Here is a 13,873-nt window from a genome sequence, read left to right on the forward strand (position 1 = left end):
TATAGCTAGATTAGAATGTACCAATATTGGGAAACAAGTTTTTTATCTGTATATTATCGTTGGTTAAAAACAAAATAGTCTTAATTACAAATGGTAAAATCTCTCATTTGAGACTTCTGTAAAACTTCAAAAGCAAATTTTTTTATTAGTAAGTTAAGAGCCCCAAATATTTTTTTAAAGTAAGAATTTTTTTTAGTAATCCTCAATTTAGTTATTAGTCATAACATTTTTAATTTTCTTTTTGATACTATAATAGTTTTCCATTATACTTAACAATCCAAGCTGTTAAAAACTGCTTTAAAATAACAAACAAATTCAGTTATGAGAAATTAGACTAAGTTGACTTAAAATTAACTATTCGTTTATAATAAAAGAGTTGATTGGGGAAGTACTCAAGTGGCTGAAGAGGCGCCCCTGCTAAGGGTGTAGATCGTTAACACGGTGCGAGGGTTCAAATCCCTCCTTCTCCGTTTCATTAGTTATATTAAAATCCCCGTCCAAGGATATGGACGGGGATTTTAATATAACTAATGGCTTACTTTCAAGTCGAATGTTGCCACGCGTTGCTCTCCGGAAACGAAATCAATTTCTACCTTATCAAATTCATCACCGTTCACAGGTAGCTTAAAAAAAATTTGGGTTGTTCCTGATTTTCCTTTCGGAACTTCGTCCTGCCCTCTTTGTTGGTTAACTGAGGTCAATCGTTTTCCATCTTTTGAATAAGCTTGAAAGGATTGCGCATAAGGTAAGAAAGGAGTAGTCATTTCTATATTTTTATACTCAATTTTTACAGAAAGCATCCGCGTTGTATCATAATTTTCCAATTCATTCATCCGTTTTGGAAAGGCTGAGTGCTTTGTAGTAACCTCCACCACTTTCATTTCTGCTAGCTTCTTTTCACCATCTCCAAATTCGATTACTTCATTCTCGGAGAAAGTCTTGACTTCTTGTGTAAATCTGGAATTTTCGGTTGATTGTTCTTGATTATCATTTATTTTAGACGTCAAATCTTTTTTTAATTTAGAATTTTCAGTTTTCAACTTTGAAACTTCACTTTTCAAGCTGTCGGTTGTTTTGGAAGAATTATCTTCTGTACAGCCTGATAACATGAAAAACGTTACTATAAATAAACAAATAACTATTTTTTTTGTCCACATATTCTGATTCCTCACACAACTTCTATAAAGAATCATCTTCAAAATCAAGTAAGGAACTTAACAGCTCATTTTGTTCTTTCAACATATCCTCGATCTCGACTTCTTCCGATATTTTTACCGTCTGATTAGCATGAATCAACTCTTCTTCTGTAGCTGAAGAATCATTTTGTTCCGAATCTATCACATGTGCATCCACTTCCTGAGTCTCCGCCATCTCAATTTCCATTGATGCAGAACGATTTGTTTCCATCTTACGATTCGCTTCATCCGTTTCTGAATCAAAAGTTTGTAAACTATTCTCTGATTGCTTCTCCTGATCGTCCTCATTACTCTCGAGAAAATTGTCTCCTAGAAAAATCGTTCCAAAAGTATATATCCCTTTGGCACTTTTATTATCTAAACTTGTGCAATGCAATCCAAAGCTTTCAAGGTACTGATTGACCGTGTTTTGATTGATAATACCCGTTTTTAAATCTCTAACAATAATATTATCAGCATATTGAACATCTTGATCTTTCGTTAAATACGACAAAACCTTCTTTGTTTCCTCTGTAATTTCTGCCTCGATCAATGTGTTTAAATTAATTTGTTGACGTCCATTAACGATCAGTGTACTTTCATTATTGATTATCACGTTGTATACCATATCTTTGTCGATTTGAAAGGCACGTTGATTATTTTGAACACAGTTCGTTTTATATTCTTGAACAATTCGATCAGAGAATTCATAGATTCCATGAGAGATATTCTCGCTTTTTATTAGTTCGCCATTATCATAAATATCACATTTTACATAATGATCACTTACGTCAATCACATAGTTGAGTCCATCAAACATCTGCGTTGTCTTTTCAATAGTTTCAAGATGTCGTTTTTCATTTTCCAAGATCGAACAAAATGTTTTAGGAACAAGGACCACTTTATCGACATTGATAGAAAGGTTTTCACCATCAACTAAAGTAGCGAATTCGCCTTCGAATTGATGACCGATTTCATTTAACTCATTTGAACTTTGAGAATTTACACCTATAAACAAGGAACAATGAAATTGATTTTTACTTGTTTCCTGAAATAATTCTTGTTGATTCTTCGCCAGATACGCTAACACACAACGCACTAATTGTATCGTATCCACAGTATCTAATTTATCAAGAACATCTCCAAAAGACTGATATGCTTTTGAACGTCGGCTTTGGCGCTTTTTTATTCCCCAAACAATGGAATCAGAAAATTCCTCTAATTTGATTTCACTTCCCTCAATCGAGTTAGAATGCTCCATAAAAAAAGAAGGCTTCCACGAATTCTTTTTAACATCCGAATACAGCGAGCTGAAAACTGCTTCATAATTTGATCCACAAATTCCAACCCTAAACTGATCAATATCTAATGCAATAACTGTTTTCACTATAAGTACCTCCGATAGCTGTCTGCCTATTTTTAATTATTGTTAGCCTTGTTTATTCCTCCACATGTTGATTGATACTCTCCGCCAAATTTGGTGACATCACCGAAGCAGAAAGCGCCCTTAATTGTTCCTTTTGCTGTTCAATCATTAAAGAGATACTGGCTATATCTTGCATCAAAGGCTCTACTTGATCATAACAGGCTGTAAATCCTTTAATATAAGAACTGATCTCATTGATTTTCGTATATTCAACTATCAAACTATTGATTTCTTTTCTTAATTGGGAAAAATTGTCTATTGAGACTTCTTTTCTATCCTTTACTATTGAAACTAACTTATTTACTTCATAAAGTTTCTCATCTCGAGCTTGTATATGTGTTCGAATACGTTCCAACAATTCATTTAAAGTTGCTCTGCCGGCAATAAGCTCATTTTCTAATTCATTTGCTGTCATTCATTGTCTCCATTTCTTTAAGAAGAAGATCCTGTTCTACCTGTATTAGGGCACGTTTAGTAAAAATTCCTTCTCTTAATAAGTAGCTGAATTTATTTACTCTTTTTTTTAGCTGTATTCGTTCATCCAATGTGATACTTTCCATTAGTGAATCGATTTCAGCTAATGAATCAATGACATACCCTAACTTATACTTAACAATCATTTCTGAAATCGCCGCGTCTCTCCACACAATTACTGGAAGTCCCAAAGCTAAATACAATGAAATTTTGTGGGGAGCATTATACCGTGTATATTCTCGATAGTTTCCCCCTTGGAACAAGTCGTTATCCCAGGCAATACCAAAACAGTTCTTCGGCATTGCTTTTAACAGATCATTCTGAGAATAGACACCCTTGTATTCAACAGTTCCTCCTAGTTCAAAATCACTCTTTGCTCCAAAGACTTGTATTTTCGTCTGATAAGTCCAATCCTTCAAAAACACAGATTTTTGAACGTTCCCTGCAAAAACAATCCTCTTTTCTAAAGAAGTTTCAGTCAGCACTTGTTCCAAGGATATTCGATAATCAAATAATTCTTTAGCTACCATCGCTGTAGTTACTCCAAAGGATTTCAACTTTTGTTCCATTTTCTCTCCGTGAGTAATCAGCATATCCGCATGATTGAAGAGATCGATTTCTTTTAAAAAACTGTTATCTCTTAATAATTCAGAATCGTGAATTAATAAAACGACTCGAGCACCTCGCTGTTTTAAACGTGTAACAAAAGTTTTCTCAAATTTAAACTGATTGTAGCTTGGATACTGATACACAATTAAATCACCCGCTGCTACGCCAGCAGTAATACCGTCAATTCTTGATAGAAGTGACTGACTACTTTCCTGCTCGTCGATGTAGCGGTAAATGTATAACTTTTGAAACCCTATCCCCTCGGCAATTTCAGCGACATCACCTCTAGCTTTAGAAACAGAATCTACAGAATTTCCTTCAACGATATAGGTTATCCACTTATTCAAAGACACACTTCTCCTTGATTGACAAATTTTTGAAGAAATCACGTTCATTTTTCGGAAGATAAAGCGAAGAATAGCTCATGTTACTCTTGACTCGATTGATTACTGTATCTTCACTAGAAATGTCTTTGGTAACATACAAATAGGCCAAAAATTGGAATATTTCTTTCGTTTGTTGATTTTCTCCTTTTTGCTGCTTCAAAATGACCGTCGCCTTATTAAGTAATTTAATGGCCTGTTCATAATTATTCATATCAACGAAGCACAACGATAGATCAATCACACAACCGATCAAAATATCCTTCCACTCATTTGACTGATTACTGGAAAATTTCTTCAGCAAACTGTTTTCTAAAATAATGCTTTCTTTCTCCATTACAGAATTGGATAAGGAGTAATTTAGGCTAATTCGTAGGGTTGCTAAGTACAATAAGATGTCAAACATTGTAAAGTAATCAATCGATGTAAAATATTTCTCAATACGTTGCAACTCTGCTAAAGAAGGTTTTCCGTTCCTGCCGTTTACCACCAAATTGGCATAAGTTAAAATCAATTTATAGGCACCATTGTCGTCACTGGAATTTTTGAATTTCTCTAAGGATTTTCGCAGATTTAGAAACTGCTTGTACTCTTTTTCTAAATTGGACATTGAGGTATAAATGACTAGTCCGAGCATCTGGATTTGCTCATCTGTTGAAGATACGAACAAGTTCAATAATTCGCGATCGGACATATTCAATACTTTTTTCAATCCCATGACTAATTCAAGAGGCAGATCAGTTTGATAACGTAACCATCGATAGTATCTAGATTTTGAAAGATTAATTTTTCTTTCTAAGGTTCTGATTGAAATGCCTTTTCTTTTTCTAATTTCTTCAATTGATTCGCGATCAATATTTACAGCTATAACAGAACTCTGTGGTTCAGTTAGCGTTGGATTCATCGTATTAATCAATCTACAAACACTTAATAGACTGCTCTTCATCACTCCACACTCTCCCGCCATTATGCTCATCCTCATCTTTGAGAATGAGAAATAGAGCTAATAGATATTGTCACTTCCCAATAGATTCAAGTAAAGAATAGACTAGTGATCCTAGAATAACTCCTGACATTATCACTGAAATAATGATGGTCAAAAGCTTTGAATGCTTCTCTTTATCCTCTACATTATCTATAACTTTATTACTTTCCTGCTCAAATTTTTCCTCTATTTCTCTTGATAATTGATCTTTTTTCATTGGATTCTCTCCTTCATTTGAGCTCCCAAGTATTTTTCTACCATTAAGTACTATCAACCTAGAAAACTAGTCTTCATCAAAGGAACTTACGAACTCTTTCAATTGAGCTATTTCTAGGTCTTGATCAGCAGTCTTTTCCATAATTTTGGAAAGCATCTGATCGCTCTCACCAAAAAAGCATTGTTTCAAAACATATTTTTCAGTAACAAATGAAACAGCAAGAGTTAAATAGAGCTCCTTTAATGAAGAATATTCTTTCTTGTACGCTTGATAGGCTTGATCAAATGTCGCTTTCATTCTCCTAATTTCATTAATTGACACTTCAGAATCATCTTGCAGCTCTAACATTTCTTGATGCAAGAATTGCAAATGAGCTATTTTTTCATGCTGTCCATCTACTAGCTTCTTAGCCGTTTCTTTTTCTGCAGTAAAATTTAATAAAGAAGAGGGATTGTCATCTAACAATTGTTGAATTTTTTGCAAAAGCTGATCTGCTGGTATAATCGTTTCCATTTATAGCACTCCTTTTCCTCTTTTATGCTTCGTTCATAATGCTTGAAATTATTTTTTCATTTTCAGTAATGAGGGATCGTTTGGCTATAAATCGCTCAGTATCGTAGGAAACCTGTAACGTTAACAATATTTCTTTTAATAAGGAATACTCTTGTTTATATTTATCAAAAATAGTATTAAAATCCGTTTTCAATTGTCTGATTTGCTCAACAGCGTATTCTTTATTCTCTGCCAATTGCTTCATCTGTTCATTTATTGCCTGCATGACAGTCACATGCTTTCTCTGCTGCTCCAGTAACTGAGCGGCCATTTCTTTTTGTTCTTCAAAATTCAATACTGAATCAGGATTTTCATTTGATAATGTCTGAATTTCGTTGAAGATTTTTTCTGCTGGAATTGTCATCGTCGTAGACTCCTTAATCAATGATAGTTACTTTATCTAAGCAAACATTTTTACCTACTAATTTTTTATAATGTTCACGTAACATCTTTACTTCATTGATATATGAAATTTTGTTTTCCAATATACTCAATAAATTCCCCTTGATTCCTCCAGTATTTGTAAAAGGAGATTCAGTTAAGTAAAGAACATTTCTTGATTTTGTTTTTGCTAAAGCAAACAGCTCTAATCCCATGTAAGAGATGGATACACTGTCTTTTTCAGTTACTATATTCGCCACTTGATCTGTTAGAAATTGTGTCAGGCTGTTGTATTTAGCGCTAACTCTGCCAGTATCTTGGTCTCTTACAACAACTAAGTTGATTTGACCCTCATAAAAAAAATATTGAACAATTGGACGTTGTTTACTATTGTAAAAATCTATTTCATGGACCTGATTCTTAAAGAAAAAAATATTGCTATATAATTGTCCATCATCCGTGTATTCTTCAATAAAATCAGTCGTACCATCAACATTTAAGTATTTCACTTCTTTTACATGCCTTCTAGTTTCTGGATACGTGATTACTTGTCCAATCTCTTCACCATCATTGATCACCGAAATTGTCCGATCTTCATTCATGAAAATCTCTGCGGCAGCCGCTGTTGGAATGCTATTAAAAAACAGAAAATTACCTGGCTGATATTCACGTTTGGTTAACACCTCTAATAAATTTAATCCCTCTACTTCTTCTGAATGTTTTAACTTATTGAAATTCGGACTCGGGGAAAGAGAGAGAACTTTTCCGTTATTTTCAATCAAACGCTCTTTTTGGCTTTTCCAAACGATATCTGTTGGCTTTATGACACTTACTAACTCATAGTCCATTGATAAGCTCCTTCCATTTATTTGCAATAATAGAATCTTGATATTCTTTTACAGAGTCTCTCGTTTGATCTATTATTTTTTGCTGTTCTGATTCAAGAAGCTGAATAATTCCTTCTGTTAGCTGTTCCTTGCTATATTCTTCATTTGTTCGTGAAAAGTCTTTTAAAAAACCATTCACTCCATTTTTTATCAACTCGACCGCTCCAAATCTTGCCTTAAAGGTAACAATTGGCAGCCCTGCATCTAAAGCTTCGATATAAGTTAAACCAAAGCCTTCTGAATAAGAACCGGAAATAAAGGCATCGTATTTTGGATAGATTTGATTCATTTGATTTGAGTGTCCCTTCAAAGCAATATAAGATTCAGCATCCATCTCTTGGATCAATTTTCTTAGTTTTCCGTCTTCTCCACCTTGTCCATAAATATCCAAAGAAATATCTGGAAAAATTTTTTTCACCTCACAAATGGCTTGAATCACAATATCAATATGCTTTTCAGAAGCTAAACGAGAAACTGTAATAAATTTTTGAATAGGTACGTGACGAATTGGCTCTTGTTTCTTGTGAATATCCTGATCTCGAATACCTCCTACAGGAATCGCCCATATCTTTTCAGTTTCTTCTGGGAAATCTATCAAGAGATCTTGCTTCTGAAGCTCTGTGGCCACCACTACACGATCCGCCATTTCCATGTGTGTCAGTAAGTATTCGTAGTAGTTATTCCATAGCGGTGCAGTCGACACATCTCGATCAGAAAGATGATCTGCGTGAATAATCTCGATAATATTGGTATCTGCTGGTTTGTGATTGAAAAGCGCAGATTCAGACTCCTGTCCTCGATCAATGACAAAATTCTTGACACCTTCAAATTGTGATGCTAAATATTCGAAGAAATAACGTTGCAGCAGGACCTCTGTCCGAAAAAATAAATGCTCTCCTTCAAAATCAAAGAGATGGATATTACTTAGCAATCTGCCTCTGTTTTTATGTTCGATGTATTCAAACATGACTTTTCTTTCCATCGTTTTATAATCAAAGAGTTCAATTTTATAGGTAGAAACGAGAAGCAAATTTTCTTTCTTTTTACTTGGTGATTTTTCTAAATGCTCCACAATCAACATGCCTGAAGAAATAATCGTTTCTTTTATCCGATGAGTATTGGTGAAATCCAACAGTATCTCTTCTTTGTGTTCATAGCTTTTTTTAGCGCCAGTCTTTAAATAGTCTTTCCCGAAAACAAACAGCTCCCACATGTTGATTACTTTATTATCTGGAATATCCCAGGCATCCATCGCTTCATGTAAATTTTTTACAAGCTCCACAAAGACGTACTTATATGGAAGTTGGACTTTTTCAAAGCATCTCGCTCGATAAAATTGTGCATGTTCGACACCAGAATTTCCTATTCCCATTGCTTTATTAATAAAAAAATTCATCTCTTCTTCCCTCCTGATATTCATCAACGAACTACTGTCTTGACTTCTTAAGAGTCAAATTCTCCTGTCTCGCAACAGTGTGCTGTAAAATACTTAGTGCGTACTTGTTGACTTGTGCTTGTTCCTTTAACTTTGTCCATCCAGCAGTTGTGCTTGTTCGAACGTTTGTCAATCTACTGGATGGCAGTATGGCTTCTAATGCCAAAGGGAGCAATTGAATATTATCTTCCAGTGTATTAAAGCGTGGACCTCTTTCTATCGAGAGTGAATTCAATTCATGATTCTCCTTGAGGTCGTCACACATATCGACAATCCCATCCAACCATGTTTTTTCAGATTGATCTCCTATCAAAAAATAATAGTTCATATAATCTTTTAAGACCAAACTCGTCATATATTTCGATTTTCTCTGTAAGACAATTTTTGTTTTGATTCCTTTGTACGGATGTCGAACCTTCAGAAAGATCACTTCGGTATTTTTATCTGTTTGAAGCTCATATCGTTCTTCCAAAGAATCACTAACAATAGTTAAACAATTAAAAATAATGAATTCATGCTTCTTATTTACTAGCTGCACATTGTAGCTTATTGCTTCATTTGGAAAGATAAAATGCCCTTCCAACTCTTTAAAATAAATTTTTTCGATCACCTCTTCATTGACATTAAAAAACTCAATGACTAATTGCACCGCGTTTGTCGTATCAAATTTCGCGTGCACCTTTATGTGATAGCCTTTCCCATTCATCAAAATCGGCAGCATTGGAGATTTGCGAGCAGAATGAAATGCTGTCCTTGAATACCACGTTTTGATAGGGGTTCCCGTGGGCATAAATGGAGAAGAAAAGCGAACAGAATCATCCTCTAAAAGACGGATATTCGCTCCATAATTGTAGTTATCGTTAAAGTCAATTCCCCACTTTATCATGTAAAAATTTTCCAATCTTTCACCCCTCTAGTTATTCAAAGTCATCCATGACTCTTTGAAAACTATTGAATAAGATATTTCGATATTGCTTTAGAAACCATTTATTGATTCCGGTACTGTTGTCATTGTGTCGACCTGTAAGTCCTTTATAGAGTACTCTTGCAGTAGAACGATTCTCTTTTAAAACATTAAATAATTGTGGGAAGGCTTCTTTGTCATAATCATCCTGCTTCATATAGGCCACAGCAAAAGTCGTATTACTAAAGTCGCCAGAGGCAAACTTATCCCAGAACTTCTTGTTCAATCTTTCGGCAGCTTCGACTGTGGTTTCGCCAGTGTTGTAATAAAGCATATCCAAGGAAGTTGGAAACCCATTTGGCCGTAACACACGCTCGTTTAAAGCAATCGTTCCGATGTTGGCTAATGGCTTTCCGATGATTACACTGTGAGGCTCCAAATCACTTGCATAATAAAGCGCTCCAAAGGTCCCCATAGACAATCCCGACAAAATCAAATCAGAATTTTCGAATCCTAAAAGCTCTAATTTAGCTAAGATAATATCAACAATCTGTTGTTCAAAGCGTTGACTTCCTAGATAAAAATTTCCGCCTTCTAATCTGGGATCTGCTATCAGCATAAAAGGCCCCCCGCCCATGCTGCTCATCATTCTGCGACCTTCAAAACCTTCAGCTGGTCGATACCCCGAAAAATAAATCGCCAATGGTGGCTTCAAATCGCCTGCATTAAAATAGTAGAAAACTTCTCCAGAAAGCTGCTCCTCATCCACTATTTTATTCCCACCAGGAATCATGGAGCTTCTATCAGCTAGTGCTTTTCTAATATGGACTTGGCTAACTTGAATCTTCCCTTTTTTTCCACGTGCATAGAGCGAAACATGGATATAGGCATTCACTGGCTGTTCAAATATTATTTCTTCTTTTCTCTGAAGTTTTTCCAACGGGACCTCAATTATCTGAACAACCTCCGAAGTATTTTCCTCTACTAAAAAGATCTTAAATAGCAATTCAACATCTCCAGAAAGAACAGCCAGCTCTGAATAGAACGCCATTTTTTCGTCTGCCTTAATAAGATTAGTCATTTTCCATGAGAGTACTTGTTTGAACTCCTGCGGAAAATTTCCTTCGAGCTCAATATAAGAATTTCCGCATTTTTGAACATTTCCATCAAATGTTGGATCAACTTTGATATGATCATTTGACAGTTTATAACCAGATTGTCTGACAGAGTATTGGTTATTAATAAATGAAAAGACCTGATCTATTTTCATCATATCAATAGGAAGTGCTTCTTTGAGCTTTAATAGCCGGGCTACTTCAGGCGAAACACTCGCTTGACTCTCGTAAAGAATTTGATACGCTGGTAATTGCACTAATAACTCGCTATCCTGGGTTAAAATTTTCGCATCTGACTCCAAAATAAAAATTGCTCTAGAAAATTTTTTGTTGAATTCTCCATCGATAAATAACTCAATCTCTTTCTCATCCAGCTGGAAATTGTAATCATTTGGCAGCCAATTATAATGAAAACTGGAGGATAACTGTTTTAAATCAGCGATTTTATTCTCCCCAAAATGAAGAAGGTTAATTTTTTTAGCCATTCAACACATCCCTCCATTTCTCTAGTATGATCTGCGGGCTAAAGTCCTCAATCACAGATATATTTTTTACCAAGGCATTGTTCCAATTACTCAAATTTTGTAGAAAGAAGGTCAAGGCAGGTTCTAATTCAGAAATTCTTCTAACTACTGCTCCATTCTTTTTATCCTCTATAAAATCAGTCTTCACCTTCGTTATTTGAGGAATTCCTGCACTGATTGCTAATGATTGCATTTGTAAATTGTATTTTTCATTAATATCCACGTAAAGCCGAGCTTTATGAAAATCGTTTTTTATTGAGAGAAGCGTTGGCTGTACACGGAATTCTATGCGGTTATATACATTGATTGCTTTGACCAAATTTTTCCATGAATCCGTTTTTCGAATGTCTTCAATTGCCAGTTCATCGGCTTTATACAAGCGCTTGATTCTTTTTGCTTCAATAAAATGAGCGACTTTTTTGAAATCGTCAGACTCACTATCCACATCAAAATAGGAATCAATGATTTCCTTTTGATGCTCTTGTAATTTACTTTGATCCAAGAGGGAACTCACCTCAACAATCAGGCTATATTTCGTTTGATCAATCAAATTTTTTATGAAAACCTGATTTGCTTCAAGTAGAAAATCAGTCAGTTGCTCCACTCGCCAATAGATGATGAGCTGCGCAATCGAATTACTCATTCCTAAAGCTAGTTCCGTATTAAACATCGGAATCGTAGTAATTTCTATATTGGCTAGTTCCGGATTGGCTTTTTTTACCTTTAATAATTCTTGAGATTTCGCTTTCGTATCAGTCACGACATACGCTGCTTTTTTCATACTTTTTATGAACAGCTTTCTATCATAGGCCTGAAGCGCATCGTCATCGGAAACAATCCGGACCAGCTCCTCCTCGTCTTGAATAAATTGCGTTACTTTTAGAATGTCATTATCTGTTGTTGCAATGATTTTTTTATTGTCATCAGGGATTTGCTGCAACTCGATTTTTAAGACCTCTGCAATCACCTCATCCATGGTGTAAAATATTTTTTTCTTTAAGCTCTCGTTTCCTGCTTCCTCAATGATTATTTCAGGATTTCCATCCAAGATTTCTGTGAGTGTCTTTTCACCGTATTCATTAAAGTACTCTCGTCTTGTCACTACATTTTGTTTCGTCATATGCTCAATTAGCGATAAAAAACCTCGATCATCGTAATACTCAAAGTAGTTATGATCCTCTTTAAAATATTTCACACCTTCAATACAGCCATATTTATTGAACTTTACCTCTCCATATTTACGATTCTTTCGAAAAAGCACAATGCCAAAGGGAGTATAAATGGTTTCAATATCACTAGGAAATGACAGATCTTCAAAACTTAGGGGATGACCATCCGATACAGAGATATTCTGAATCACATCATAAGCGCGCCAATAGGAAGTAAATAGTAAAGAATGTTCTTGGGCCTTATATCTTAAAAAGGGCAAATGATTTAATAGGAAAAGCTTATATTGTTCGTCGCTTTCCGTGAAAAGCTTCGTAATGTTCAAGACTCGTTCATTTTCTAAATTATTATCTGTTTGTTTCCAATTTGGGATTAAGTAAATCATTGATTTATCCACTCCTGCTTCTCACTAAAAAATATGGTAATTACGTTTTGAAAAAATAAATTTTATTTCTTGCGTGAGTGTATCGAGAATAATGATCAGCATAAAAACACTCCCAAAATAAAATGCTAAATTAGCTATGATCTCCACCTTTAATCCGATAAACAACGGAATAAGAGAAACTAACACTAGATATGAGTTCCCTACCATAGCGATGGTAGACAGCTTCTTCTTGATATACTTTTCAGTTTCAGCTCCAGGTACAATCTCATAAATATAATCACCAGACTCTTTTAGATGCTTAGCAATATCATGCGGCCGAACATTGATATAACTGAAGCCCATTCCCAAAGCATAAAGAATAACTCCATAGGTGATGATTCCTTCTACCGTATTAAAGGAAAATAATTTTGAAAGAATGCTGGAAAAAAGCGTATTGCTCCAACGCTCATTTAGTAGTAACAATTGCGGGATCGAAAACACCGTCACTGCGAACATAAAAGGCATTGCTCCAGCCGTTAACAGGCGAATCGGAATATACGAGTTATTAAATTTACTATCTATTCCCGTTCTCTGGATATTTATCCGATATTCGGAGTTGTATAAAAAGATTGTTATCACAATGTAAACGAAGGTGATAACAAATAGCCCTAGAAAATAGCTGCTGTTTAAGCGTAAAGTGCCGCTTTGTCCAGATATTAACATCGCAGGTAAATTGGAAAGTAGACCTGGTAAAATAAATAAACTCTGGGAACCGATTCCCTTTTCACTGTTAATATCGGATATCCAAGAAACAAACATCGCACCAGTGGTAAGTATCATGATCACCACGCAAAAAATGGCAAATTTACTTATTCCGGGAAATTGTTTGAAATCAACTAGGGGTTCAAATTTAAGCATTAATGCAATTCCTTGAGCGATGGCAAAAATAAGCGTTAGCACTCTTTGAATATATCCTCTTTGTTTATTTGAAAGATTGTTGATCCTATCCGTGTCAATCATACTAATCGTGGTCCAAATAATTAAAGCTGTCATATATGGACCCATTCCCAAAGAAAGCAGGGTTGGTTTTGATAAATTTCCTCCAGTAGTGGTTGAAAGAAAACGAAGGATCAAATTTTGGGTTTCTTCTTTTGGTATTGCTAAAAAGCCAGGAACCTCGATCTTTTTTCCAAACTCCACAACTGCAAGCAGTAAAATACTCCAACCAATCCGTTTGACTATCTCTTTATTGTTTTTCATTGATAACCGTCCTTT

14 protein-coding genes and 1 tRNA gene are annotated in these 13,873 nt (G+C 35.0%); 1 reads left to right on the top strand and 14 read right to left on the bottom strand.

Features of this window, described 5'->3' with window-relative positions; translation table 11 throughout:
* Window positions 1-382 precede the first annotated feature (382 nt).
* A tRNA-Ser gene (locus tag IGI52_RS22085) sits at window positions 383-470 on the top strand.
* Window positions 471-527: 57 nt separating this feature from the next.
* On the opposite strand, the gene IGI52_RS22090 is transcribed toward IGI52_RS22085, so the two are convergent.
* From IGI52_RS22090 to IGI52_RS22155, 14 genes are all read right to left on the bottom strand, one after another.
* Complete coding sequence (locus IGI52_RS22090; RefSeq protein ID WP_016178093.1) at window positions 528-1,157, bottom strand: hypothetical protein; 630 nt, start codon at window positions 1,155-1,157, stop codon at window positions 528-530.
* A gap of 22 nt (window positions 1,158-1,179) precedes the next feature.
* Window positions 1,180-2,562, bottom strand: coding sequence for a hypothetical protein (locus IGI52_RS22095; protein WP_016178092.1), 1,383 nt, complete (start codon window positions 2,560-2,562; stop codon window positions 1,180-1,182).
* Between the two features lie 52 nt (window positions 2,563-2,614).
* A complete protein-coding gene (locus tag IGI52_RS22100; RefSeq protein ID WP_016178091.1) occupies window positions 2,615-3,016 on the bottom strand; it encodes a hypothetical protein in 402 nt (133 codons plus the stop codon).
* On the bottom strand, window positions 3,003-4,031 hold the full coding sequence (locus tag IGI52_RS22105; protein ID WP_016178090.1) for a sugar transferase: 1,029 nt from the start codon (window positions 4,029-4,031) through the stop codon (window positions 3,003-3,005). Before IGI52_RS22105 ends, IGI52_RS22100 begins: the two co-directional genes overlap by 14 nt.
* Window positions 4,024-5,013, bottom strand: coding sequence for a helix-turn-helix domain-containing protein (locus tag IGI52_RS22110; protein WP_270307767.1), 990 nt, complete (start codon window positions 5,011-5,013; stop codon window positions 4,024-4,026). Before IGI52_RS22110 ends, IGI52_RS22105 begins: the two co-directional genes overlap by 8 nt.
* Before the next feature lie 70 nt (window positions 5,014-5,083).
* Window positions 5,084-5,269: a hypothetical protein gene (locus IGI52_RS22115; protein ID WP_016178088.1), complete on the bottom strand. Its 186-nt coding sequence runs from the start codon at window positions 5,267-5,269 to the stop codon at window positions 5,084-5,086.
* Between the two features lie 66 nt (window positions 5,270-5,335).
* On the bottom strand, window positions 5,336-5,782 hold the full coding sequence (locus IGI52_RS22120; RefSeq protein ID WP_016178087.1) for a hypothetical protein: 447 nt from the start codon (window positions 5,780-5,782) through the stop codon (window positions 5,336-5,338).
* 22 nt (window positions 5,783-5,804) lie between these two features.
* A complete protein-coding gene (locus IGI52_RS22125) occupies window positions 5,805-6,185 on the bottom strand; it encodes a DUF3110 domain-containing protein (protein WP_016178085.1) in 381 nt (126 codons plus the stop codon).
* A gap of 13 nt (window positions 6,186-6,198) precedes the next feature.
* Window positions 6,199-7,050 (bottom strand): hypothetical protein, encoded by an 852-nt coding sequence (locus tag IGI52_RS22130; RefSeq protein WP_016178084.1) that lies wholly within the window; start codon window positions 7,048-7,050, stop codon window positions 6,199-6,201.
* Window positions 7,040-8,485 (bottom strand): glycosyltransferase, encoded by a 1,446-nt coding sequence (locus tag IGI52_RS22135; protein ID WP_438782446.1) that lies wholly within the window; start codon window positions 8,483-8,485, stop codon window positions 7,040-7,042. The genes IGI52_RS22130 and IGI52_RS22135 overlap by 11 nt, the downstream gene beginning before the upstream one ends.
* A 31-nt stretch (window positions 8,486-8,516) precedes the next feature.
* Window positions 8,517-9,425, bottom strand: a complete 909-nt coding sequence (gene asp3, locus IGI52_RS22140; protein WP_227131708.1) for an accessory Sec system protein Asp3 — start codon at window positions 9,423-9,425, stop codon at window positions 8,517-8,519.
* 16 nt (window positions 9,426-9,441) lie between these two features.
* On the bottom strand, window positions 9,442-11,028 hold the full coding sequence (gene asp2 / locus IGI52_RS22145) for an accessory Sec system protein Asp2 (RefSeq protein WP_016178081.1): 1,587 nt from the start codon (window positions 11,026-11,028) through the stop codon (window positions 9,442-9,444).
* Window positions 11,021-12,619: an accessory Sec system protein Asp1 gene (gene asp1, locus IGI52_RS22150; RefSeq protein WP_016178080.1), complete on the bottom strand. Its 1,599-nt coding sequence runs from the start codon at window positions 12,617-12,619 to the stop codon at window positions 11,021-11,023. The genes asp2 and asp1 overlap by 8 nt, the downstream gene beginning before the upstream one ends.
* A 24-nt stretch (window positions 12,620-12,643) precedes the next feature.
* Complete coding sequence (locus tag IGI52_RS22155; RefSeq protein WP_070558151.1) at window positions 12,644-13,858, bottom strand: accessory Sec system protein translocase subunit SecY2; 1,215 nt, start codon at window positions 13,856-13,858, stop codon at window positions 12,644-12,646.
* Between the last annotated feature and the right edge of the window lie 15 nt (window positions 13,859-13,873).

This window comes from Enterococcus sp. DIV0187 (assembly GCF_051713785.1).
Lineage (GTDB): Bacteria > Bacillota > Bacilli > Lactobacillales > Enterococcaceae > Enterococcus_A > Enterococcus_A avium.

Bases quoted from the DNA above. Each gene is read 5' to 3' on its own strand.
- IGI52_RS22120 (WP_016178087.1), bottom strand. From the start codon at position 5,782: ATGGAAACGATTATACCAGCAGATCAGCTTTTGCAAAAAATTCAACAA.
- asp2 (WP_016178081.1), bottom strand. From the start codon at position 11,028: ATGGCTAAAAAAATTAACCTTCTTCATTTTGGGGAGAATAAAATCGCT.
- asp1 (WP_016178080.1), bottom strand. From the start codon at position 12,619: ATGATTTACTTAATCCCAAATTGGAAACAAACAGATAATAATTTAGAA.
- IGI52_RS22130 (WP_016178084.1), bottom strand. From the start codon at position 7,050: ATGGACTATGAGTTAGTAAGTGTCATAAAGCCAACAGATATCGTTTGG.
- IGI52_RS22155 (WP_070558151.1), bottom strand. From the start codon at position 13,858: ATGAAAAACAATAAAGAGATAGTCAAACGGATTGGTTGGAGTATTTTA.
- IGI52_RS22100 (WP_016178091.1), bottom strand. From the start codon at position 3,016: ATGACAGCAAATGAATTAGAAAATGAGCTTATTGCCGGCAGAGCAACT.
- IGI52_RS22090 (WP_016178093.1), bottom strand. From the start codon at position 1,157: ATGTGGACAAAAAAAATAGTTATTTGTTTATTTATAGTAACGTTTTTC.
- IGI52_RS22125 (WP_016178085.1), bottom strand. From the start codon at position 6,185: ATGACAATTCCAGCAGAAAAAATCTTCAACGAAATTCAGACATTATCA.
- IGI52_RS22110 (WP_270307767.1), bottom strand. From the start codon at position 5,013: ATGAAGAGCAGTCTATTAAGTGTTTGTAGATTGATTAATACGATGAAT.
- IGI52_RS22135 (WP_438782446.1), bottom strand. From the start codon at position 8,485: ATGAATTTTTTTATTAATAAAGCAATGGGAATAGGAAATTCTGGTGTC.
- IGI52_RS22115 (WP_016178088.1), bottom strand. From the start codon at position 5,269: ATGAAAAAAGATCAATTATCAAGAGAAATAGAGGAAAAATTTGAGCAG.